The 20,941-nt window shown below is 60.0% G+C and carries 19 protein-coding genes; all 19 read right to left on the bottom strand.

Going from position 1 to position 20,941, the window contains the following annotated elements:
- Nucleotides 1-29 precede the first annotated feature (29 nt).
- Nucleotides 30-1,883 (bottom strand): NADH-quinone oxidoreductase subunit L, encoded by a 1,854-nt coding sequence (gene nuoL, locus AC30D7_RS28100; protein ID WP_064618791.1) that lies wholly within the window; start codon nucleotides 1,881-1,883, stop codon nucleotides 30-32.
- On the bottom strand, nucleotides 1,880-2,188 hold the full coding sequence (gene nuoK / locus AC30D7_RS28095) for an NADH-quinone oxidoreductase subunit NuoK (protein ID WP_007940879.1): 309 nt from the start codon (nucleotides 2,186-2,188) through the stop codon (nucleotides 1,880-1,882). Before nuoK ends, nuoL begins: the two co-directional genes overlap by 4 nt.
- Before the next feature lie 2 nt (nucleotides 2,189-2,190).
- Nucleotides 2,191-2,694 (bottom strand): NADH-quinone oxidoreductase subunit J, encoded by a 504-nt coding sequence (gene nuoJ / locus AC30D7_RS28090; RefSeq protein ID WP_019580075.1) that lies wholly within the window; start codon nucleotides 2,692-2,694, stop codon nucleotides 2,191-2,193.
- Nucleotides 2,695-2,703: 9 nt separating this feature from the next.
- Nucleotides 2,704-3,249 (bottom strand): NADH-quinone oxidoreductase subunit NuoI, encoded by a 546-nt coding sequence (nuoI, locus tag AC30D7_RS28085; RefSeq protein WP_007940875.1) that lies wholly within the window; start codon nucleotides 3,247-3,249, stop codon nucleotides 2,704-2,706.
- Nucleotides 3,250-3,261: 12 nt separating this feature from the next.
- Nucleotides 3,262-4,269 (bottom strand): NADH-quinone oxidoreductase subunit NuoH, encoded by a 1,008-nt coding sequence (gene nuoH, locus AC30D7_RS28080; RefSeq protein ID WP_018925509.1) that lies wholly within the window; start codon nucleotides 4,267-4,269, stop codon nucleotides 3,262-3,264.
- Complete coding sequence (gene nuoG, locus AC30D7_RS28075; protein ID WP_019580076.1) at nucleotides 4,266-6,980, bottom strand: NADH-quinone oxidoreductase subunit NuoG; 2,715 nt, start codon at nucleotides 6,978-6,980, stop codon at nucleotides 4,266-4,268. The genes nuoH and nuoG overlap by 4 nt, the downstream gene beginning before the upstream one ends.
- Before the next feature lie 137 nt (nucleotides 6,981-7,117).
- Nucleotides 7,118-8,473, bottom strand: a complete 1,356-nt coding sequence (nuoF, locus tag AC30D7_RS28070) for an NADH-quinone oxidoreductase subunit NuoF (protein ID WP_018925511.1) — start codon at nucleotides 8,471-8,473, stop codon at nucleotides 7,118-7,120.
- The gene (nuoE, locus tag AC30D7_RS28065; protein WP_007905058.1) at nucleotides 8,470-8,967 is read right to left on the bottom strand and encodes an NADH-quinone oxidoreductase subunit NuoE; all 498 of its coding nucleotides are present in this window, start codon (nucleotides 8,965-8,967) and stop codon (nucleotides 8,470-8,472) included. The genes nuoF and nuoE overlap by 4 nt, the downstream gene beginning before the upstream one ends.
- Nucleotides 8,968-8,969: 2 nt before the next feature.
- The gene (gene nuoC / locus AC30D7_RS28060; RefSeq protein ID WP_490136247.1) at nucleotides 8,970-10,754 is read right to left on the bottom strand and encodes an NADH-quinone oxidoreductase subunit C/D; all 1,785 of its coding nucleotides are present in this window, start codon (nucleotides 10,752-10,754) and stop codon (nucleotides 8,970-8,972) included.
- Between the two features lie 72 nt (nucleotides 10,755-10,826).
- Nucleotides 10,827-11,501, bottom strand: a complete 675-nt coding sequence (locus AC30D7_RS28055; protein WP_007940869.1) for a NuoB/complex I 20 kDa subunit family protein — start codon at nucleotides 11,499-11,501, stop codon at nucleotides 10,827-10,829.
- A 10-nt stretch (nucleotides 11,502-11,511) separates the two neighbouring features.
- Nucleotides 11,512-11,925 carry an NADH-quinone oxidoreductase subunit A gene (locus AC30D7_RS28050; RefSeq protein ID WP_007940868.1) on the bottom strand — a complete coding sequence of 138 codons (414 nt, stop codon included), beginning with the start codon at nucleotides 11,923-11,925 and terminating at the stop codon, nucleotides 11,512-11,514.
- Between the two features lie 624 nt (nucleotides 11,926-12,549).
- Complete coding sequence (aceA, locus tag AC30D7_RS28045; RefSeq protein WP_018925513.1) at nucleotides 12,550-13,875, bottom strand: isocitrate lyase; 1,326 nt, start codon at nucleotides 13,873-13,875, stop codon at nucleotides 12,550-12,552.
- A gap of 515 nt (nucleotides 13,876-14,390) precedes the next feature.
- Nucleotides 14,391-15,152, bottom strand: a complete 762-nt coding sequence (locus AC30D7_RS28040) for a secretin N-terminal domain-containing protein (protein WP_105343941.1) — start codon at nucleotides 15,150-15,152, stop codon at nucleotides 14,391-14,393.
- Between the two features lie 170 nt (nucleotides 15,153-15,322).
- Nucleotides 15,323-15,748 (bottom strand): GNAT family N-acetyltransferase, encoded by a 426-nt coding sequence (locus tag AC30D7_RS28035; RefSeq protein WP_019580080.1) that lies wholly within the window; start codon nucleotides 15,746-15,748, stop codon nucleotides 15,323-15,325.
- A complete protein-coding gene (locus tag AC30D7_RS28030; RefSeq protein ID WP_019580081.1) occupies nucleotides 15,741-16,910 on the bottom strand; it encodes a ribosomal protein uL16 3-hydroxylase in 1,170 nt (389 codons plus the stop codon). Before AC30D7_RS28030 ends, AC30D7_RS28035 begins: the two co-directional genes overlap by 8 nt.
- Nucleotides 16,911-16,996: 86 nt before the next feature.
- Nucleotides 16,997-18,367, bottom strand: a complete 1,371-nt coding sequence (gene purB, locus AC30D7_RS28025) for an adenylosuccinate lyase (protein ID WP_007940861.1) — start codon at nucleotides 18,365-18,367, stop codon at nucleotides 16,997-16,999.
- Between the two features lie 128 nt (nucleotides 18,368-18,495).
- Nucleotides 18,496-19,119, bottom strand: coding sequence for a high frequency lysogenization protein HflD (gene hflD / locus AC30D7_RS28020; RefSeq protein ID WP_490136246.1), 624 nt, complete (start codon nucleotides 19,117-19,119; stop codon nucleotides 18,496-18,498).
- A complete protein-coding gene (gene mnmA / locus AC30D7_RS28015; RefSeq protein WP_490136245.1) occupies nucleotides 19,116-20,249 on the bottom strand; it encodes a tRNA 2-thiouridine(34) synthase MnmA in 1,134 nt (377 codons plus the stop codon). The genes hflD and mnmA overlap by 4 nt, the downstream gene beginning before the upstream one ends.
- Before the next feature lie 59 nt (nucleotides 20,250-20,308).
- A complete protein-coding gene (locus tag AC30D7_RS28010; RefSeq protein WP_490136244.1) occupies nucleotides 20,309-20,755 on the bottom strand; it encodes an NUDIX hydrolase in 447 nt (148 codons plus the stop codon).
- Nucleotides 20,756-20,941 lie beyond the last annotated feature (186 nt).

Raw genomic sequence — 20,941 nt, 5'->3', positions numbered from 1 at the left:
TTCCTTTCGCAAGTTCGCAAGGTTCATAGTCAGACCGCTACCAGCACGACGGCGCCGATTACCAGCACGGCACCAGCAGCCATCGAGGCGGCATACCAACGCAATTGACCGGTCTCGGTGCGGCTCAGGGCGGTGTGACCGCCTTTGGCCATACGCGGGATCAGACCGATGGTCTGGTCGAGCGGGTCTTTGCGCAGAATGTGGCTGATCGCAAGGTATGGCTTGACGAACAGTTTGTCGTAGATCCAGTCGAAGCCCCAGGCAGCGAACCACCAGGCCGAAAGGAAGCGGCCGATGCCGCTGTTGGCGATGGCCGTGACGAAGCGACGCTTGCCCAGGAACAGCAGCGCGGCCAGCAGGATACCGGACAGGGCGATGGCGCCCGAAGCGATTTCCAGGCTGTGCTTGGCTTCGCCACCGGCATGGCCGACGCTTTCCGGCAACACACCGTGCAGCGGTGGAACGATCATCGCGCCGACGAACGTCGACAGTACGATCAGCACCGACAGCGGCAGCCAGTGAGCAACGCCGTGACCGGCATGGGCTTCGGTCTTCGCTTCACCGTGGAACGTGATGAAGATCAGGCGGAAGGTGTACAGCGAGGTCATGAAGGCACCGACCAGACCGGCATACAGCAGGCCTTCGTTACCGCTGGCGAACGCTTCCCAGAGGATTTCATCCTTGGAGTAGAAGCCCGCGGTCACCAGAGGCAAGGCCGCCAGGGCCGCGCCGCCGACGATGAAGCTGGCGTAGGCCAGTGGCAGTTTCTTCCACAGGCCGCCCATCTTGAAGATGTTCTGCTCGTGGTGGCAGGCAACGATCACCGCACCGGATGCAAGGAACAGCAGCGCCTTGAAGAAGGCGTGGGTCATCAGGTGGAAGATCGCGCCATCCCATGCACCGACGCCCAGGGCCAGGAACATGTAGCCGATCTGGCTCATGGTCGAGTAGGCGAGGATACGTTTGATGTCGGTCTGAACCAGCGCGGCAAAACCTGCCAGCACCAGCGTCACGCCACCCACGACACCTACCAGGTGCAGGATATCCGGCGCCAGTGCGAACAGGCCGTGGGTACGGGCGATCAGGTAGACACCGGCGGTTACCATGGTCGCGGCGTGGATCAGTGCCGAAACCGGAGTAGGGCCGGCCATCGCATCCGCCAGCCAGGTTTGCAGCGGCAGTTGCGCGGATTTACCGACAGCGCCGCCCAGCAGCATCAGGGTCGCCAGAACGATCCAGAAGTCACCGGCCTTGAAGTGCTCAGGCGCCTTGACCAGCAGTTCCTGGATATTCAGCGTGCCCAGTTGCTGGAACAGGATGAACAGGCCGATGGCCATGAACACGTCGCCGACGCGGGTCACGATGAAGGCTTTGAGTGCCGCGTTACCGTTGTTGCGGTTGCTGTAGTAGAAACCGATCAACAGGTACGAGCACAGGCCCACGCCTTCCCAGCCGAAGTACACGAACAACAGGTTATCGGCCAGGACCAGGAACAGCATGCTGGCGATAAACAGGTTGGTGTAGGCGAAGAAGCGCGAGTAACCGGCTTCACCGCGCATGTACCAGGACGCGAACAGGTGGATCAGGAAGCCCACGCCCACCACCACACCGAGCATGGTCACGGACAGACCATCCAGGTACAGGGCGAAGTTCGGCGTGAAGCCTTCCACCGCCATCCATTGCCACAGCACCAGGGTGTAGTGGCCACCCTCGGGCGGTGCAACGTTAAATTGCCAGATCACATAAGCCGCGACGATTGCCGACAAGCCGATGGAGCCGACGCCGATCAGCGCCGAGAGGTTTTCCGAGAGGCGTCCCCGGGAGAACGCCAGCAGCACAAAACCGATCAGGGGGAACAGGAAAGTCAGATAGAGAAGGTTCATCCGCGCATCTCGCTGGCAGCGTCGATATCGAGAGTGTGGAAGCGGCGATACAGCTGCAACAGAATCGCCAGGCCAATACTGGCCTCGGCGGCTGCCAGGCTGATCACCAGGATGAACATGATCTGTCCATCCGGCTGCGCCCAGCGGCTACCGGCAACGATGAACGCCAGTGCGGAGGCATTCATCATGACCTCCAGGCTCATCAGCACGAAGAGAATGTTGCGCCGGACCATCAGGCCGACCAGACCGAGGCAGAACAGGATGCCGGCGACCGCCAGACCATGCTCCAAAGGGATAGCAGGCATCGTCATTGCTCCTTGGCTTCGTTGCGGCCCAAGTGGAACGCCGTGACGGCTGCGGCGAGCAGCAGCATCGAGGCGAGTTCGACCACCAGCAGATAAGGACCGAACAGGCTGATGCCCACGGCCTTGGCGTCTACGGTGGTGTGGCCGAGAGCCTGGCCGCTGGAGTGGCTGAACAGCACATACAGCAGTTCAGCCAGCAGCAGGGCGCCGAGTACGACCGGGCCCAGCCAGATACCGGGCTTGAGCCAGACGCGCTCCTGCTGAACCGAGGCTGGGCCCAGGTTCAGCATCATCACCACGAACACGAACAGCACCATGATGGCGCCGGCGTAGGCGATCACTTCCAGTACACCGGCAAACGGGGCGCCAAGGGCGAAGAACGTCATGGCCACGGCGATCAGCGAAATGATCAGGTAGAGCAGGGCGTGCACGGGGTTGGTGTTGGTGATCACGCGAAGCGTGGACACAACAGCAATACCCGATGCGAAATAGAAAGCGAATTCCATCGTTCTTCCTTAAGGCAGCAAGCTCTTCACGTTGATCGGCTCGGCTTCATTCTGCGCGGCGCCTTTTGGCTTACCGGCAATCGCCATACCTGCAACACGATAGAAGTTGTAGTCAGGGTTTTTACCGGGACCGGAGATCAGCAGATCTTCTTTCTCGTAAACCAGGTCCTGCCGCTTGAACTCGGCCATTTCGAAATCCGGTGTCAGCTGGATCGCGGTGGTCGGGCAGGCTTCCTCGCAGAGGCCACAGAAAATGCAGCGCGAGAAGTTGATGCGGAAGAAGTCCGGGTACCAGCGACCGTCTTCGGTTTCAGCTTTCTGCAGCGAGATGCAACCCACCGGGCACGCCACGGCGCACAGGTTGCAGGCTACACAACGCTCTTCGCCGTCGGGGTCGCGGGTCAGGACGATACGGCCACGGAAACGCGGCGGCAGGTACACGGGTTCTTCCGGGTACTGCAGCGTGTCGCGCTTGCGGAAGGCGTGGCCGAAGATCATCACCAGGCTGCGAAGCTGGGTGAAGAAGCCATGCACGATGTCAAAAATGTACTTCATGATTCTCTATCCTCACTGAGCCGCGACGGCGGGCGTGTTGAGCAACACGATCGCAGCGGTCACCAGCATGTTGACGAGGGTCAGCGGCAGGCAGAACTTCCAGCTGAAGTCCATCACTTGGTCATACCGTGGGCGCGGAATCGAGGCGCGCAGCAGGATGAAGAACATGATGAAGAACGCGGTTTTCAGTGCGAACCAGATGAACGGGATCTGCGGCAGCAGGCCGAACGGGCCGTGCCAGCCACCGAAGAACAGCGTGACCAGCAGCGCCGAGATCAACACGATGCCGATGTACTCACCGACGAAGAACATGCCCCATTTCATGCCGGCGTATTCAATGTGGTAACCGTCGGCCAGTTCCTGTTCCGCTTCCGGCTGGTCGAACGGGTGACGGTGAGTCACGGCGACGCCAGCGATGAAGAAGGTCAGGAAACCGAAGATCTGCGGAATGATGAACCACATGTTCTGCGCTTGGTATTCAACGATGTCGCGCATGTTGAACGAGCCAACCTGGATCACGATGCCCATCAGCGACAGGCCCATGAACACTTCGTACGACACGGTTTGTGCCGAGGCCCGCAAGCTGCCCAACAGGGCGAACTTGTTGTTGCTCGACCAGCCGGCGAACAGCACCGCGTAGACCGACAGACCCGCCATGGCGAAGAAGAACAGGATGCCGATGTTGATATCCGCCACGCCCCAGGTCGGGGTGATCGGGATGATCGCGAAGGCAATCAGCAAGGCGCTCATGGCCACGACCGGTGCCAGGGTGAAGATCACTTTGTCGGCGAACGGCGGAGTCCAGTCTTCCTTGAAGAACATCTTGATCATGTCGGCCGCAATCTGGAACGCGCCGAACGGGCCGACGCGGTTCGGACCGTAACGGTCCTGCCAGAGGGCGAGCAAACGACGCTCGACCCAGCTCAGCAGCGCGCCGCAAACCACGACGGCGAGCAGAATCACGATGGCCTTGAGGACCGCGATGATTACGTCGATCACTTCAGGAGTGAACCAGGTCATAGCGCTGCCTCCTGCAGACCGTCAACGGATTTGCCAAAGATGGCTGGTGGAATGCCGGCGATACCTGCAGGCAATGCGACCAGACCGGCACCCAGCTCTTCGTTGATGCGCAGCGGCAGACGCAAAGTCTGGCCAGCAACGTTCAAGCTCAGCAGGGCACCGTCATTGACACCCAGGCGATCGGCTTCGGACTTGGCCAGCGACACGTAGGCGGCCGGGATGCGCTCCTGCACCGGTGCGGCTTTGGAAGAGTTTTCTTCGCTGCCGAACAGGTGGAAGAACGGTACGACCTGCCAGGTGCCTGGCGCCGGGTTGAACGCACGCGGAACACTGGCGAACCAGTTCAGCGAATCACCGGTGCTTTCGATCAGGCGAGTGCCTGGGTCGCCAGCGCGCAGGTGACCACCGACTTCGTCCTGGAACTTGTTCCAGGCTTGCGGCGAGTTCCAGCCCGGAGACCAGGCGAAAGGTACTTGCTGGCGCGGTTCGGCGGAGCCCGAGTAACCTTCCATGGAGAACGAGAACGCGGTGTCGTTATCCTGGGAAGTACGCGGTTCGTGCACGCTGATGTCGGCGCGCATGGCGGTACGACCGGAGTAACGCAGCGGTTCGCGCGCTAGTTTCAGGCCTTTGATCCGGAATGCGGCGGACGGTGCGGCATCGACGATACGCGCCAGTTGCGGCGTGCTTGCAGCAACGGCAGCGGTGACGTGGTCCAGTTGGGTCCAGTCGATCGGCTGGTTCAGCAGGGTCGAACGCAGGGCGTGCAGCCAGCGCCAGCCTTCGTGAACCAGAATGCTCGCGTCGAGGTAAGTCGGGTCGAAGACCTGGAAGAAGCGCTGGGCGCGGCCTTCCTGGCTGACCAGCGTACCGTCGCCTTCAGCGAAGCTGGCCGCTGGCAGTACCAGGTGCGCGCGATCGCTGGTGGCGGTCTTCTGATGGTCCGCCACGATCACCACTTTCGCGGCGTTCAGGGCAGCATCGACCTTGGATTTGTCGGTGCGGGTGTACAGGTCGTTTTCCAGCACGACGATGGCGTCGGCACGGCCGTCGATTACCGCTTGCAGCGCTTCGTCGACCGAGTTGCCGCCGAGCATGGCCAGGCCGAGGCTGTTGGCCTCCGGCACGATCAGGCTGATGGAACCGTTCTTCTCGCGCAGCTTCAGGGCTTTGGCGATGTTTGCCGCCGCTTCGATCAGCGCCTTGGAACCCAGCGAGGTACCGGCAATGATCAGCGGACGCTTGGCGGCGAGCAGGGCGTCGGCAATGCGCTTGGCCAGAGCCAGAGCTTCGGCGTCCAGACCTTCAACGGCCGGTGCGCTGGCGTCGAGGGCGTGAGCCACGGCGAAACCGATGCGGGCCAGGTCGTCTGGTGCGGCGTGAACGCATTCTTCAGCGATGTCGTCGAGCTTGGTTTCAGCCAGGCTGGCGATGAACAGCGGGTTCAGCTCGTGCTGGCCGATGTTCTTCACCGCGGCATCGAGCCATGGCTGAACGCGCATGGCGTCGGCCATGTCTTCGGCCTTGCCCTTGACCGATTGACGCAGGGCCAGGGCCATACGCGCAGCGGTCTGGGTCAGGTCTTCGCCGAGGACGAAAATCGCATCGTGGTCTTCGATGTCGCGCATGTTCGGGATCGGCAGCGGGCTGTCTTTGAGCACCTGCATGACCAGACGAATGCGTTCCAGCTCCGAGGCTTCGATACCGGAGTAGAAGTGCTCGGCGCCGACCAGTTCGAGCAGCGCGTAGTTGCTTTCGAGGCTGGCGCGTGGCGAACCGATACCGACGATGTTGCGACCGCGCAGCAGGTCGGCGGCTTTATCCAGTGCTTCGTCCAGGCTCAGTTTCGCGCCGTTGGCCAGCAGTGGCTGACGTGGGCGATCCTTGCGGTTGACATAGCCATAGCCGAAACGGCCACGGTCGCACAGGAAGTACTGGTTCACCGAACCGTTGAAGCGGTTTTCGATGCGGCGCAGTTCGCCGTAACGCTCGCCCGGGGAGATGTTGCAACCGCTGGAACAGCCATGGCAGATGCTTGGCGAGAACTGCATGTCCCACTTGCGGTTGTAGCGCTCGGAGTGAGTCTTGTCGGTGAACACACCGGTCGGGCAGACCTCGGTGAGGTTGCCGGAGAACTCGCTTTCCAGGGTGCCGTCTTCAACGCGACCGAAGTACACGTTGTCGTGGGCGCCAAACACACCGAGGTCGGTGCCGCCAGCGTAGTCCTTATAGAAGCGCACGCAGCGGTAGCAGGCGATGCAGCGGTTCATTTCGTGGGAAATGAACGGGCCCAGTTGCTGGTTCTGGTGGGTACGCTTGGTGAAGCGATAACGGCGCTCGTTGTGGCCGGTCATCACCGTCATGTCTTGCAGGTGGCAGTGACCGCCTTCCTCACAGACCGGGCAGTCGTGAGGGTGGTTGGTCATCAGCCATTCAACGACGCTGGCGCGAAACACTTTCGCTTCTTCGTCGTCGATGGAGATCCAGCTGCCGTCGGTGGCGGGGGTCATGCAGGACATGACGATCCGACCACGCTTGTCGTTCTCGTCGGTGTACTGCTTGACCGCGCACTGGCGGCAAGCGCCAACGCTGCCAAGGGCTGGGTGCCAGCAGAAATAAGGGATATCGAGGCCTAGCGACAGACATGCCTGTAACAGGTTGTCTGCCCCATCGACTTCGAGCTCTTTGCCGTCTACGTGGATAGTGGCCATGGTTCAAAGTTCTTCGTTGGCCCGGTGTCAGCGGGCGTGGCTAATGGAATCTTGTTATCCGTCCAAATCCAAACAGCCTCGAAAGGCGTCATCGGACGAAAGGCGAACGGCACGGACCGTTCGCCTTTTTTAAAGCGTTAAGCGCCGACTACGATCGGCTTTGCCAGAGGCGGGACGACGGCGCGGGTAGGCGCGATGCCGGCTTCGAACTCTGGACGGAAGTATTTGATGGCACTGCCCAACGGCTCCACGGCACCCGGTGCGTGAGCACAGAAGGTCTTGCCTGGGCCGAGGAAACCGACCAGACCCAGCAGGGTCTCGATATCGCCGGCTTGCCCTTCACCGTTCTCGATCGCGCGCAGCAGCTTGACGCTCCACGGCAGACCGTCACGGCATGGGGTGCAGAAACCACACGATTCACGGGCGAAGAACTCTTCCATGTTGCGCAGCAGGGACACCATGTTGACGCTGTCGTCCACCGCCATGGCCAGGCCGGTACCCATACGGGTGCCCACTTTGGCGATGCCGCCGGCGTACATTTGTGCGTCCAGGTGTTCCGGCAACAGGAAGCCGGTACCGGCGCCGCCTGGCTGCCAGCACTTGAGCTTGTAACCGTCGCGCATGCCGCCGGCATAGTCTTCGAACAGCTCGCGACCGGTGACGCCGAACGGCAATTCCCACAGGCCCGGGTTCTTGACCTTGCCGGAGAAGCCCATGAGCTTGGTGCCCATGTCTTCACTGCCTTCTCGAGCCAACGATTTGTACCAGTCCACGCCGTCGGCAATGATCGCCGGCACGTTGCACAGGGTTTCGACGTTGTTCACGCAAGTCGGCTTGCCCCACACGCCCACGGCGGCAGGGAAGGGCGGCTTGGAGCGCGGGTTGGCGCGGCGGCCTTCGAGGGAGTTGATCAGTGCGGTTTCTTCACCGCAGATGTAACGCCCGGCACCGGTGTGGACGAACAGTTCGAAATCGAAGCCGCTGCCCAGGATGTTCTTGCCCAGCAGACCTGCTGCCTTGGCTTCTTCCACGGCACGGTTCAGGTGCTTGGCGGCGGTGGTGTATTCGCCACGCAGGAAGATGTAGCCACGGTAGGTTTTCAGCGCGCGAGCACTGATCAGCATGCCTTCGATCAGCAGATGGGGCAGTTGCTCCATCAGCATGCGGTCTTTCCAGGTGTTCGGCTCCATTTCATCCGCGTTGCACAGCAGGTAGCGGATGTTGATGGATTCGTCCTTGGGCATCAGGCCCCACTTCACGCCAGTGGGGAAGCCTGCACCGCCGCGGCCCTTGAGGCCGGAGTCTTTCACGGTCTGGACGATGTCGTCCTGGGCCATGTCGGCGAAGGCCTTGCGTGCGGCGGCGTAACCGTTCTTGGCCTGGTACTCGTCGAGCCATACGGCTTCGCCGTCGTCACGCAGGCGCCAGGTGAGCGGGTGAGTCTCGGCCGAACGCTTGATGCGGTTGGCTGGACCAAAGGAAGTCAGGGTCATACGTAGCCCTCGAGCAATTTGGCAACGCCGGCAGGCTGCACATCACCGAATGTGTCGTCGTCGATCATCAACGCCGGCGCCTTGTCACAGTTGCCGAGGCAGCAGACCGGCAGCAGGGTGAAGCGACCGTCGGCGGTGGTCTGGCCAAGGCCGATGCCCAGCTTGCTCTGGATTTCGCTGACCACCGATTCATGGCCGCCGATGTAGCAGACCATGCTGTCGCAGACGCGAATGATGTGACGGCCGACTGGCTGACGGAAGATCTGGCTATAGAAAGTAGCCACCCCTTCAACGTCGCTGGCCGGGATGCCGAGGATTTCGCCGATGGCGTAGAGCGCGCCGTCAGGCACCCAGCCACGTTCCTTCTGGACGATCTTCAGGGCTTCGATCGACGCCGCGCGCGGGTCTTCGTAGTGATGCAGCTCGTGCTCGATGGCCGAGCGCTCGGTTTCGCTCAGGGCGAAACGGTCTGTCAGGATAAGCGTGCTGTTCATGCTTAACGGTCCACGTCGGCCATAACGAAATCGATACTACCCAGGTACGCGATCAAGTCCGCGACCATGCTGCCTTTGATCACCGAAGGGATCTGCTGCAGGTGCGGGAAGCTTGGGGTACGAATCCGGGTGCGGTAGCTCATGGTGCCGCCATCGCTCGTCAGGTAATAACTGTTGATGCCCTTGGTCGCTTCGATCATCTGGAAGGATTCGTTGGCCGGCATGACCGGGCCCCACGAAACTTGCAGGAAGTGCGTGATCAGGGTCTCGATGTGCTGCAGCGTGCGCTCTTTTGGCGGCGGCGTGGTCAGCGGGTGGTCCGCCTTGTACGGGCCTTCCGGCATGTTGCGCATGCACTGCTCGATGATCTTGATGCTCTGGCGCATTTCTTCGACGCGAACGATGCAACGGTCGTAGGCATCGCCATTGGCCGCCAGCGGTACTTCGAATTCGAAGTTCTCGTAGCCGGAGTAGGGGCGAGCTTTACGCAGGTCGAAATTGCAACCGGTCGAACGCAGGCCGGCACCGGTGACACCCCATTCCAGGGCTTCCTTGGTGTTGTAGGCGGCGACGCCGATGGTCCGGCCACGCAGGATGCTGTTGTCCAGTGCGGCTTTCTGGTATTCGTCCAGACGCTTTGGCATCCACTCGACGAAATCCTTGACCAGTTTTTCCCAGCCGCGCGGCAGGTCGTGGGCGACGCCACCGATGCGATACCAGGCCGGGTGCAGACGGAAACCGGTAATGGCTTCGATCACCGTGTACGCTTTCTGGCGGTCGGTGAAGGTGAAGAACACCGGAGTCATGGCGCCGACGTCCTGGATGTAAGTCCCCAGGAACAGCAGGTGGCTGGTGATCCGGAAGAACTCGGCCATCATGATGCGGATGACGTCGACCTTCTCGGGCACCTTGATGCCGGCCAGCTTCTCGACCGAGAGCACGTACGGCAGGTTGTTCATCACGCCGCCGAGGTAGTCGATACGGTCGGTGTACGGAATGAAGCTGTGCCAGGACTGACGCTCGGCCATCTTCTCGGCACCACGGTGGTGGTAGCCGACGTCTGGCACGCAGTCGACGATCTCTTCACCGTCCAGCTGCAGGATGATACGGAACGCACCGTGGGCCGAAGGGTGGTTCGGACCCAGGTTGAGGAACATGTAGTCCTCGTTCGGGCCGGAACGCTTCATGCCCCAGTCTTCAGGCTTGAAGCGCGCGGCTTCTTCCTCAAGCTGTTGCTTGGCCAGGGTCAGGCTGAACGGATCGAACTCGGTGGCACGGGCCGGGAAGTCCTTGCGCAGCGGGTGACCTTCCCAGGTCGGCGGCATCATGATGCGGCTCAGGTGCGGGTGGCCGGCAAAGTGAATGCCGTACATGTCCCACACTTCACGCTCGTACCAGTTGGCGTTCGGCCAGATGCTGGTGACGGTCGGCAGGTTGAGGTCGCTCTCGGACAAGGCGACCTTGATCATGACGTCACTATTACGTTCGATCGACATCAAGTGATAGAACACAGTGAAGTCGACGCCGTTTGGCAGCCCTTGACGCTTGGTGCGCAGACGCTCGTCCACGCCGTGCAGGTCATAGAGCATGACGTACGGCTTGGGCAGGTTGCGCAGGAAAGTCAGGACTTCGACGAGTTTGGCACGGGCAACCCAAAGCACCGGCATGCCGGTGCGGGTAGGCTGGGCGGTGAACGCCTCCGGGCCAAAACGGTTGTTCAGTTCGACGACCACATCCTGGTCGTCTGCCTTATAAGGCGGGATGTACAGAGCACTGCCTGCAGTCATGGTTATTTATCGCTTTCGGTCAACGTAAAGAATGAAGCCAGTTTCTCGTTCTATAAAAGAAGCAGATCTGGATCAGACTTCGTCGGGGCTGCGCAGGTTGGTTACCTGAATACGCTGTTCGCGGCGCTGTTCCTTTTGCGAAGGCATCTCGGCGCGGTAAACGCCTTGATCGCCAACGACCCAGGAAAGTGGGCGACGCTCCTGGCCAATCGACTCCTGCAACAGCATCAAGCCTTGCAGAAAAGCTTCAGGGCGGGGTGGGCAGCCAGGCACGTAGACGTCCACGGGCAGGAACTTGTCCACCCCTTGAACGACGGAGTAGATGTCGTACATGCCACCGGAGTTGGCGCACGAACCCATGGAAATGACCCATTTAGGTTCGAGCATCTGCTCGTAGAGACGCTGAATGATCGGCGCCATCTTGATGAAGCAGGTACCGGCGATAACCATGAAATCCGCCTGACGCGGCGATGCCCGGATTACCTCGGCGCCAAAGCGCGCGATGTCGTGGGGCGCCGTGAAGGCAGTGGTCATTTCCACGTAGCAGCACGAAAGACCGAAGTTATACGGCCACAGGGAGTTCTTTCGCCCCCAGTTGATCGTGCCGTTGAGCACGTCTTCGAGCTTGCCCATGAAAATGTTTTTGTGGACTTGATCTTCTAACGGATCAGAAACGGTTTCCCGTTGGCCAATCGGATACTGCTCGTTAGGAGCATCGGGGTCGATCCTGGTGAGATTGTATTGCATTGCCAAAGCCTCATTGTTTCAGCTTCGCTTGCCGCTTAAGACGAGCTGCCGGAGCCCAGTCAAGGGCGCCCACTCGAAATAGGTAGACAAGACCTGCCAACAGAATTGCTATGAAAACGAGAGCTTCGACAAATCCGGTCCAGCCGCTTTCGCGGACGGACACAGACCAGGCAAAGAGAAAGAGGGCTTCGATATCGAAGATCACGAAGAGCATCGCGACCAGATAGAATTTGGCTGAGAGCCGCAAGCGGGCGCCACCTGTAGGTAGCATGCCGGACTCGAACGGTTCGTTTTTGCTGCGGCCCCAGGCTTTTGACCCGAGGAGGCTGGAGACGCCGAGCATGAAGGCGCAAAGGCCGCCGACACCCAGAAGGAAAATGGCAAAGCCCCAGTTGTGGGCCATGAGTCCGGTCGCTTCGGGCATGCTGGTAATCCTTAACAGAGAGCAAAGGTCTCTGAGCTTGATAAAGAAATATGGCAGTGACGATATGTCGCAGCAATCAATCGCGCTGATTTTATGGCTAAACACCCTGCAAGTAAAATTCAGATAGCGAAATTATTTACAAGAATAAGGACATAGCGCACCTCCAAAGCCCTGTAGCCCATGTGGTTCGGGCATTAGCGGGGGTTTTGTCAAATATGTTTTGTAAGGAATGTAACGAACATAGTTGCTTCTAAATGATAATCAATATTATTTGGTGTGGTTTTCAAACTGTTTCGCAGGTTGCGGTTAGGGAAGTTGTCTTATATGCCCGTTACTGCAAGTAGCGCGCGGGGTGGTTTTACCTTGTTTTCCTGATCGTGAAACTGTTCTGGATCAAGGTTTTTTCCTGCACCCGATCCCGTAGGAGCGAGGCTTGCCCGCGAAGAACGATGATGCGGTATGTCTGAAAAACCGCAGCGCATTCTTCGCGGGCAAGCCTCGCTCCTACAGAGGGGGGGAATCCCAGGCAAAAAAACGCCCCGAACCAGTCGGGGCGTCAGATGAGCGGCTTTGCGGTTAGCTTTTTATTCGGTCCGCAAGGGCCGTTTGTTTAAGCGAAGCAGATCAGTGGAACTGTTCTTCTTCGGTCGAACCGGTCAGTGCGGTTACCGAAGACGTGCCACCCTGGATCACGGTGGTCATGTCGTCGAAGTAGCCGGTGCCCACTTCCTGCTGGTGAGCCACGAAGGTGTAACCCTTGGCAGCGTCAGCGAACTCTTGCTCTTGCAGCTTCACGTAGGCGGTCATGTCGTTGCGGGCGTAGTCGTGCGCCAGGTTGAACATGCTGTGCCACATGTTGTGAATGCCGGCCAGGGTGATGAACTGGTGCTTGTAACCCATGGCGGACAGTTCGCGCTGGAACTTGGCGATGGTCGCGTCGTCCAGGTTTTTCTTCCAGTTGAAGGAAGGCGAGCAGTTGTACGACAGCAGTTGGTCCGGGTATTCCTTTTTGATCGCTTCGGCGAAGCGACGGGCTTCGTCCAGGTCCGGCTTGGCAGTTTCACACCAGATCAGGTCGGCGTACGGCGCGTAGGCCAGGCCGCGAGCGATAGCCTGGTCGAGACCGGCGCGAACCTTGTAGAAGCCTTCCTGGGTACGGGTGCCGGTCACGAATGGCTGGTCGTACGGGTCGCAGTCGGACGTCAGCAGGTCAGCAGCGTTGGCGTCGGTACGGGCCAGGATGATGGTCGGTACACCGGCGACGTCGGCAGCCAGACGAGCAGCGGTCAGCTTCTGCACGGCTTCCTGGGTCGGAACCAGTACCTTGCCGCCCATGTGGCCGCATTTTTTCACGGAAGCCAGTTGGTCTTCGAAGTGAACGCCGGCGGCGCCTGCTTCGATCATGCTTTTCATCAGCTCGTAAGCGTTCAGCACGCCGCCGAAACCGGCTTCAGCGTCAGCCACGATCGGGGCGAAGTAGTCGATGTAGCCTTCGTCGCCCGGGTTCTTGCCGGCTTTCCACTGGATCTGGTCAGCGCGACGGAACGAGTTGTTGATGCGTTTGACCACGGTTGGAACCGAATCCACCGGGTACAGCGACTGGTCCGGGTACATCGATTCGGCGGAGTTGTTGTCCGCAGCCACTTGCCAGCCCGACAGGTAGATCGCCTGGATGCCGGCCTTGACTTGCTGTACGGCCTGGCCGCCGGTCAGGGCGCCCATGCAGTTGACGAAATCTTTCTCAGGACGGAAGGACGGCTTGGCGCCTTGGGTCACCAGGTTCCAGAGCTTCTCGGCGCCCATTTTTGCAAAGGTGTGCTCAGGTTGAACCGAGCCACGCAGACGGACGACGTCAGCAGCGGAGTAATTGCGCTTCACGCCTTTCCAGCGTGGGTTTTCAGCCCAGTCTTTTTCGAGGGCTGCAATTTGCTGTTCGCGTGTCAGTGCCATGGAGATAAACCTCGTCGCGTCTTTAATCGAAAATGGTTCTGGGTGAACAATTCCTGCGTGCCAAATACGCTCATTCAGTTGGGGGCGTACATGGCTGCTCGCTGACCAGAAGCTTAGGCGGTCAAGTCGGGTTCGGCGGGGATGGCGACGGGATGAACGATGGGCTCGAGGGGGAAGTGAGCAGGTAAGGGCGAACTGGCGAGCGCATTCGGGCGTCGTGGGCCTTGGTGCGAACTTCAGTGTGGAGCCGGGTTACCTAATTACGCTTCCGTCCCTCGGGACAACTTCGTTCCAGTCGGCAACCTCGTCAAACACACCTTGTGGGCGGTACAGACACGAATCGGCTCGCGGGGTAGGGTGCGAACAGCGACTCGAAAGCCCTTGCCAGGGCCTCTGATTAGCGGGAGCGAGGCCATCATGCCTTTGCTTTTTTGGCTCGTCAAACGTTTTGTAGTGCTTTTTTTAAAGCACTACATCTTTGGTCTAATACGACTAATCAGTCAGTTTTTGGTGCTTTAGTCCAAGGTGTCGACTTTCACCCGCAAAGTCATGTCATCCCGGCCCTGGGTCGAGTAGCTGCGGGTCAGACCCTGTTTGTCGGCCTGAGTCTGACGATTCACGCCAGCCAGGGTGATCCATTCGCCCAGTCGACCGCTGACAGTTGTGTCGGTACTTTGCACGTTCACTACATCGGGACGTTCCTGGCTCATCCGGTCACGGTTGGTACTGATGGCTAGATGAACGATGTCGCCGGTGACGCTGGCGGTGACGTAGAAACCCTGGGTGACATTGCGGTATTCGGTCTGGCTGCGCAGGTCGCCATAGCCGTCAGTCTGAGTGCTGGTGAGCGGCACGCTTTGGCCGACCTGGATTAGCGCCGGTGCGCCTTCGCTGGCCTGAATCTGCTGGATGCCGCCTTCACGGCTGTCGGTGCTGCGATTGATGATGCGGGTTTGATTCGGTGCGGCACCGTTGACCGAGTAGCCCTGATCGCCCTGAAAGTTGTTTTCGTTGGTGTCGACGGTGATCAGTAAGCGTTTGGGGGCGGTGTCGAGTTGCGCGAGGAAGGTCTTGAGTTCATCGATCTTGTCGGGCTCGGCGTTGACGATCAGCTGGTTGCCGTAGGCGCTGACCTTGCCGTCCTTGCCGATGAAGTTCTGCGCTACTGGCAGCAGGTCGGCGCTGGTGCGGTAATTCAGGGGCACGATCTCGGTGGCGGCCATGACCGAAAAACTGCAGGTCAGCAGCAGCGTGGTGAGCAGGGTGCGTAGGGACATGTCCGTTTCTCCGCAAATCAAAGGTTTGATATTGCCAGTTTGTCGGCCCGGCGTGGTGCGAGTTGAATCACAGACAGCAAAACGCCCCGGCATCCGAGAATGGCGGGGCGTTTTGTGGTGTTCTTGATATGTATTTGTGGTGAGGGGGCAAGCCCCCTCGCCACAGGGAATCAAGTCGAGTGACGCACCATGTCTACATGCGGAATCCCGGCTTCCAGGAATTCCTCACTGACCATGCTGAAACCCAGGCGCTCATAGAACGCCGTGGCTTGCACTTGCGCGCTCAGCATCTGCTGCTTCAGCCCGCGCTTCTCGGCTTCACCGATCACCGCTTGCATCAGCGCATCGCCAACCTTCATGCCGCGCCAGTCTTTGAGCACCGACACCCGGCCGATGTGTCCATCGGGCAACAGGCGGGCGGTGCCGATCGGAAAGTCGCCTTCGAAGGCCAGGAAATGCACCGCCGTGGCGTCATCGGCATCCCATTCCAGTTCAGGTGGAACGGATTGCTCGGCGACAAACACCGCTTCACGAATGCGCCGGATCTCGGCGTTGTCCTTTTGCCAGTCTGCGACACGTACGTGAATCTTATTCATCGGCAAACCCCAGGCTGCCTTGCTTGACCAATTCGCACAGCAGGCCGCGGCCGTCTTCGTCGCTCAGCCATGGGCCGAGGTTATCGACATGCAGTGCGTCGGCGGCGCAGATCATTTTCAGCAGCTCGCGCAGCTTGCCCGGCAGGTAACGGCTCTGACCGCTGGCGAACAGCAGCAGGTCGTCGTCGACTTCCGACCAGGCCAGGCGCGCACTCGGGTTGCGGATCAGCACGGCGCCTTCTTCGAGCGCGCTGAGGAAGTCTTGCTCTTCGACTTCTTCCGGGCCGACCACCAGTTCCGGGTAGCGCGGCTCGGTCATGAACTGGCCGAACCAGGTCAGCAGCAGGCGCTCGTCGCTCATGTGCTCGGCCAGCAGGCTTTTGAGGCGATCGAGGGCATCGTGCTGGATTTGATGAGGATCGACCGCCGGCAGGGCGTCGGCGTCGGTGTAGCGCTCTTCGTCCGTCAGGAACTGGCTGAGGAAGTCGGTGAAGTGGGTCAACACTTCAGCGGCGCTCGGGGCGCGGAAGCCGACCGAGTAGGTCATGCAATCATCGACAGCCACACCAGAATGAGCCAGGCGCGGCGGCAGGTAAAGCATGTCGCCCGGTTCCAGCACCCACTCATCGGTGGCTTCGAAATCGGCGAGGATGCGCAAGTCGGCGTGTTGCAGCAGCGGGCTCTCGGAATCGCACATCTGGCCGATTTTCCAGTTGCGCTTGCCGTGACCTTGCAGCAGGAACACGTCGTAGTTATCGAAGTGCGGACCGACGCTGCCACCCGGAGCGGCAAAGCTGATCATTACGTCGTCGACGCGCCAGCTCGGCAGAAAACGGAAGTTTTCCAGCAGCTCGGCAACTTCCGGCACGAACTGGTCGACAGCTTGCACCAGCAGGGTCCATTCGCGTTCCGGCAATTTGCTGAATTCGTCTTCGGCGAACGGGCCGCGGCGCAATTCCCATGGACGCTCGCCGTGCTCGATCACCAGGCGCGATTCGACTTCTTCTTCCAGCGCCAGGCCGGCCAGTTCGTCGGCGTCGATCGGGCTTTCGAAATCAGGAATTGCCTGACGGATCAGCAGGGGTTTTTTCTGCCAGTAGTCGCGCAGGAATTCCCGTGCCGTGATGCCGCCCAGAAGTTGAAGAGGAATGTCAGGATTCATGTGTAACCTATTGAAAAAATGCACTTTTCAGACGGGAATAAAAACGCCCGGCGCTGCCGGGCGTCTCAAACGGGTAGAGCGGTCGATCAGATGCGTTTGGCTTGTGCCACAGCGTTGCCGATGTAGTTGGCCGGGGTGAGCAGTTTCAGCTCAGCCTTGGCGGCAGCTGGCATGTCCAGGCCGTCGATGAAAGTTTGCAGTGCTTCAGGGCTGATGCCCTTGCCGCGCGTCAGCTCTTTGAGCTTCTCGTACGGGTTTTCGATGTTGTAGCGACGCATCACGGTCTGGATCGGCTCGGCCAATACTTCCCAGCAAGCGTCCAGGTCGGCGGCAATCTTTTGCTCGTTGAGCTCCAGTTTGCTGATGCCTTTGAGGCTGGCTTCATACGCGATCACGCTGTGGGCGAAGCCGACACCGAGGTTGCGCAGTACGGTGGAGTCGGTCAGGTCGCGCTGCCAGCGGGAGATTGGCAGTTTGCTCGCCAGGTGCTGGAACAGTGCGTTGGCGATGCCCAGGTTGCCTTCGGAGTTTTCGAAGTCGATCGGGTTGACCTTGTGCGGCATGGTCGAGGAACCGATTTCGCCAGCGATGGTGCGCTGTTTGAAATAACCCAGGGAGATGTAGCCCCAGATGTCGCGGTCGAAGTCGATCAGGATGGTGTTGAAGCGCGCGATCGCGTCGAACAGCTCGGCGATGTAGTCGTGCGGTTCGATCTGCGTGGTGTACGGGTTGAAGCCCAGGCCCAGCTCGTCTTCGATGAAGGCGCGGGCGTTGGCTTCCCAGTCGATCTCAGGGTAGGCCGACAGGTGAGCGTTGTAGTTGCCGACAGCGCCGTTGATCTTGCCCAGCAGCGGAACGGCGGCGACTTGAGCGATTTGACGCTCCAGACGGTAAACCACGTTCGCCAGCTCTTTGCCCAAGGTGGTCGGCGATGCCGGTTGACCGTGGGTGCGCGACAGCATAGGCACGTCTGCGAAACGGATGGCCAGTTCGCGGATGGCGTTGGCGGTCTGGCGCATCAGCGGCAGCATCACGTCATCACGGCCTTCACGCAGCATCAGGGCGTGGGACAGGTTGTTGATGTCCTCGCTGGTGCAGGCAAAGTGGATGAACTCGCTGACCTTGGCCAGTTCCGGCAGCTTGGCCGCCTGCTCTTTGAGCAGGTATTCGATGGCTTTGACGTCGTGGTTGGTGGTGCGCTCGATCTCTTTGACACGCTCGGCGTGCTCCAGAGAGAAGTTTTCCGCCAGGGTGTTCAACACCGCGTTGGCTTCGGCGGAGAACGCCGGCACTTCGCTGATGGCGGGGTGAGCGGCCAGGCGCTGGAGCCAGCGCACTTCAACCAGAACGCGAGCACGGATCAGACCGTATTCGCTGAAAATTGGGCGCAGGGCCTGGGTTTTGCCGGCGTAGCGGCCGTCAACAGGGGAAACCGCAGTGAGCGAAGAGAGCTGCATGGGGTGTTCTCGGACAGTCGGGCAACGAAATGGGGCGCGTATCATACATGAAAAAAATCCGCCGGTCCGTTGCCAACTGACCGGCGTATTACGCGTTACTGACTACAAAACGGTATTGCGGGCGCGGTTCAGCTGCTGCGCATCAGTGGGTAAAGCTCTTTAAGCAACTTGCGTCGGCTGATCACCAACTGCCAGCGATGACCGCCCAACTGCCGCCACAGGCGTGCCGAACGAATCCCGGCCAGCAACAGTGCGCGGATTTTCGAGGCATTGCTCGGTTGCTGCAGGTTGCGCATGTCGCCATGCACCTGAATCCGTTGGCGCAAGGTGCTCAGGGTGTCCTGGTACAGCGCACCGCAAGCGGCGATCACGTTTTCGTGGGCCGGGCCGAAGTGTTCGACCTGGGACTGAATCTGCGGCAGGCGCTTGCCGATCACCTCCAGCATGTCATTACGCTTGGCCAATTGGCGCTCCAGTCCCAGCATCGCCAGGGCGTAGCGCAGCGGTTCGCGCTGAAGGGTGCTGGGGTCGCGTTCCAGGGCGCCGATCAATGCGCGATAGCCTTCGCGCAAATTGATGTCGTCGCCGCCGTACACTTCCAGAGTGTCCTTGGGGTCGCGAATCAACAGGCTGCCGAGCATGCAAGTCAGGCCGGCTTCGTTGGTCTGGCCAGTCTTGGCGATCTTGTCGACCAGCACGGCGGCGAGAAACACGCCGCCCAGAGCCGTCAGTTGCTCCTGAGTCGGGCTCATGAACGCTGGCCCTTGCTGGTCCAGGGCTCGGCTACTTCGATCACGCCGCCACCGAGGCAGATTTCACCGTCGTAGAACACCACGGATTGGCCTGGGGTGACTGCGCGTTGCGGGTCATCAAAGGTGGCGCGGTAGCCGGTGGCGGTCTTTTCCAGGGTGCAAGGCTGGTCGCTCTGGCGATAGCGCACCTTGGCGGTCAGCCTGCGCGGCTCGGTCAAATCGATCGGATTGACCCAATAGATGTCGGAGGCGAGCAGGGCGCGGGAGAACAGCCACGGGTGGTCATTGCCCTGGCCAACGATCAGCTCGTTGTGTTCCAGGTCCTTGATCAGCACGTACCACGGTTCTTCGCCGGCGTCTTTCAAGCCGCCGATGCCCAGGCCCTGGCGCTGGCCGATGGTGTGGTACATCAGGCCATGGTGGCGACCGATGACTTCACCTTCGGTGGTCTTGATCTCGCCGGGCTGGGCCGGCAGGTATTGCTTGAGGAAGTCGCTGAAGCGGCGTTCGCCGATAAAGCAGATTCCGGTGGAATCCTTTTTCTTCGCGGTGGCCAGGTCGTGTTTCTCGGCAATCGCGCGCACTTCGGGTTTTTCCAGCTCGCCGACCGGGAACAGGGTCTTGGCGATCTGTTCGCCGCCGACGGCGTGCAGGAAGTAGCTCTGGTCCTTGTTCGGATCCAGGCCCTTGAGCAATTCGGTGCGACCATCGATGTCGCGGCGACGCACGTAGTGGCCGGTGGCGATCAGGTCGGCGCCGAGCATCATGGCGTAGTCGAGGAACGCCTTGAACTTGATCTCGCGGTTGCACAGGATGTCCGGATTCGGCGTGCGACCGGCCTTGTATTCGGCCAGGAAGTGCTCGAACACGTTGTCCCAGTACTCGGCGGCGAAGTTGGCGGTGTGCAGCTTGATGCCGATCTTGTCACACACGGCCTGAGCGTCCGCCAGGTCATCCATGGCGGTGCAGTATTCCGTTCCATCGTCTTCTTCCCAGTTCTTCATGAACAGGCCTTCCACCTCATAACCCTGCTCGATCAGCAGGAGAGCGGAAACGGAAGAGTCCACGCCGCCGGACATACCGACAATGACGCGCTTCTTTTGTGTGGCAGAAGGGGCTGGATCACGCATAGGGATTTAATGAGTGTCTTGAAAAAGGACGCGATTCTAGCAGGCTCAAGCCTGCAAGGCTAAAGAGAAGGGCGGATCAGCTCGAGGCTGAAGTGATTACCGTCCAAATAATCATCGATGCAGCGGATGATCAGCTCACTGCGCCAGTTTGCGCGCTGTTGCAGCAGTTCGTCACGCGTAAGCCATTTCGCGCCGACAATACCGTCGTCCAATTGATAGTCGGGATGGTGTTTCAGCGCTTTGGCGGTGAAGCAGACGCGTTGATAGGTCACGCCGTTGCTTGGGGCGGTGTAGAGATAAATGCCTACCACGCCGGTCGGCTCGACGTCCCAGCCGGTTTCCTCAAGGGTTTCGCGTACGGCGGCTTCGATCAGGGTTTCGTCCGGGTCCAGATGGCCGGCGGGCTGGTTGAGCACCGTTCGTCCGTGCTTGGACTCTTCGACCATCAGGAAGCGACCGTTGTCTTCGACGATGGTGGCGACGGTGATGTGGGGTAGCCAATCCATGAAGCTTCCTCGAATTATGAATATTGAAACCCGATTCTGTGGGAGCTGGCTTGCCTGCGATTGCGGTGGGTCAGTCGAAATCAATGTTGAATGATAAGCCGCTATCGCAGGCAAGCCAGCTCCCACAGGGTCGGGTTCTGACAGATAAATATATGTGAACGTCAGAAACACAAACCCCGGCACATG

Source organism: Pseudomonas sp. DF5, assembly GCF_058148225.1.
Note: the sequence above shows the minus strand (reverse complement) of the source record. Positions and strands in the feature narration are given on the sequence as shown.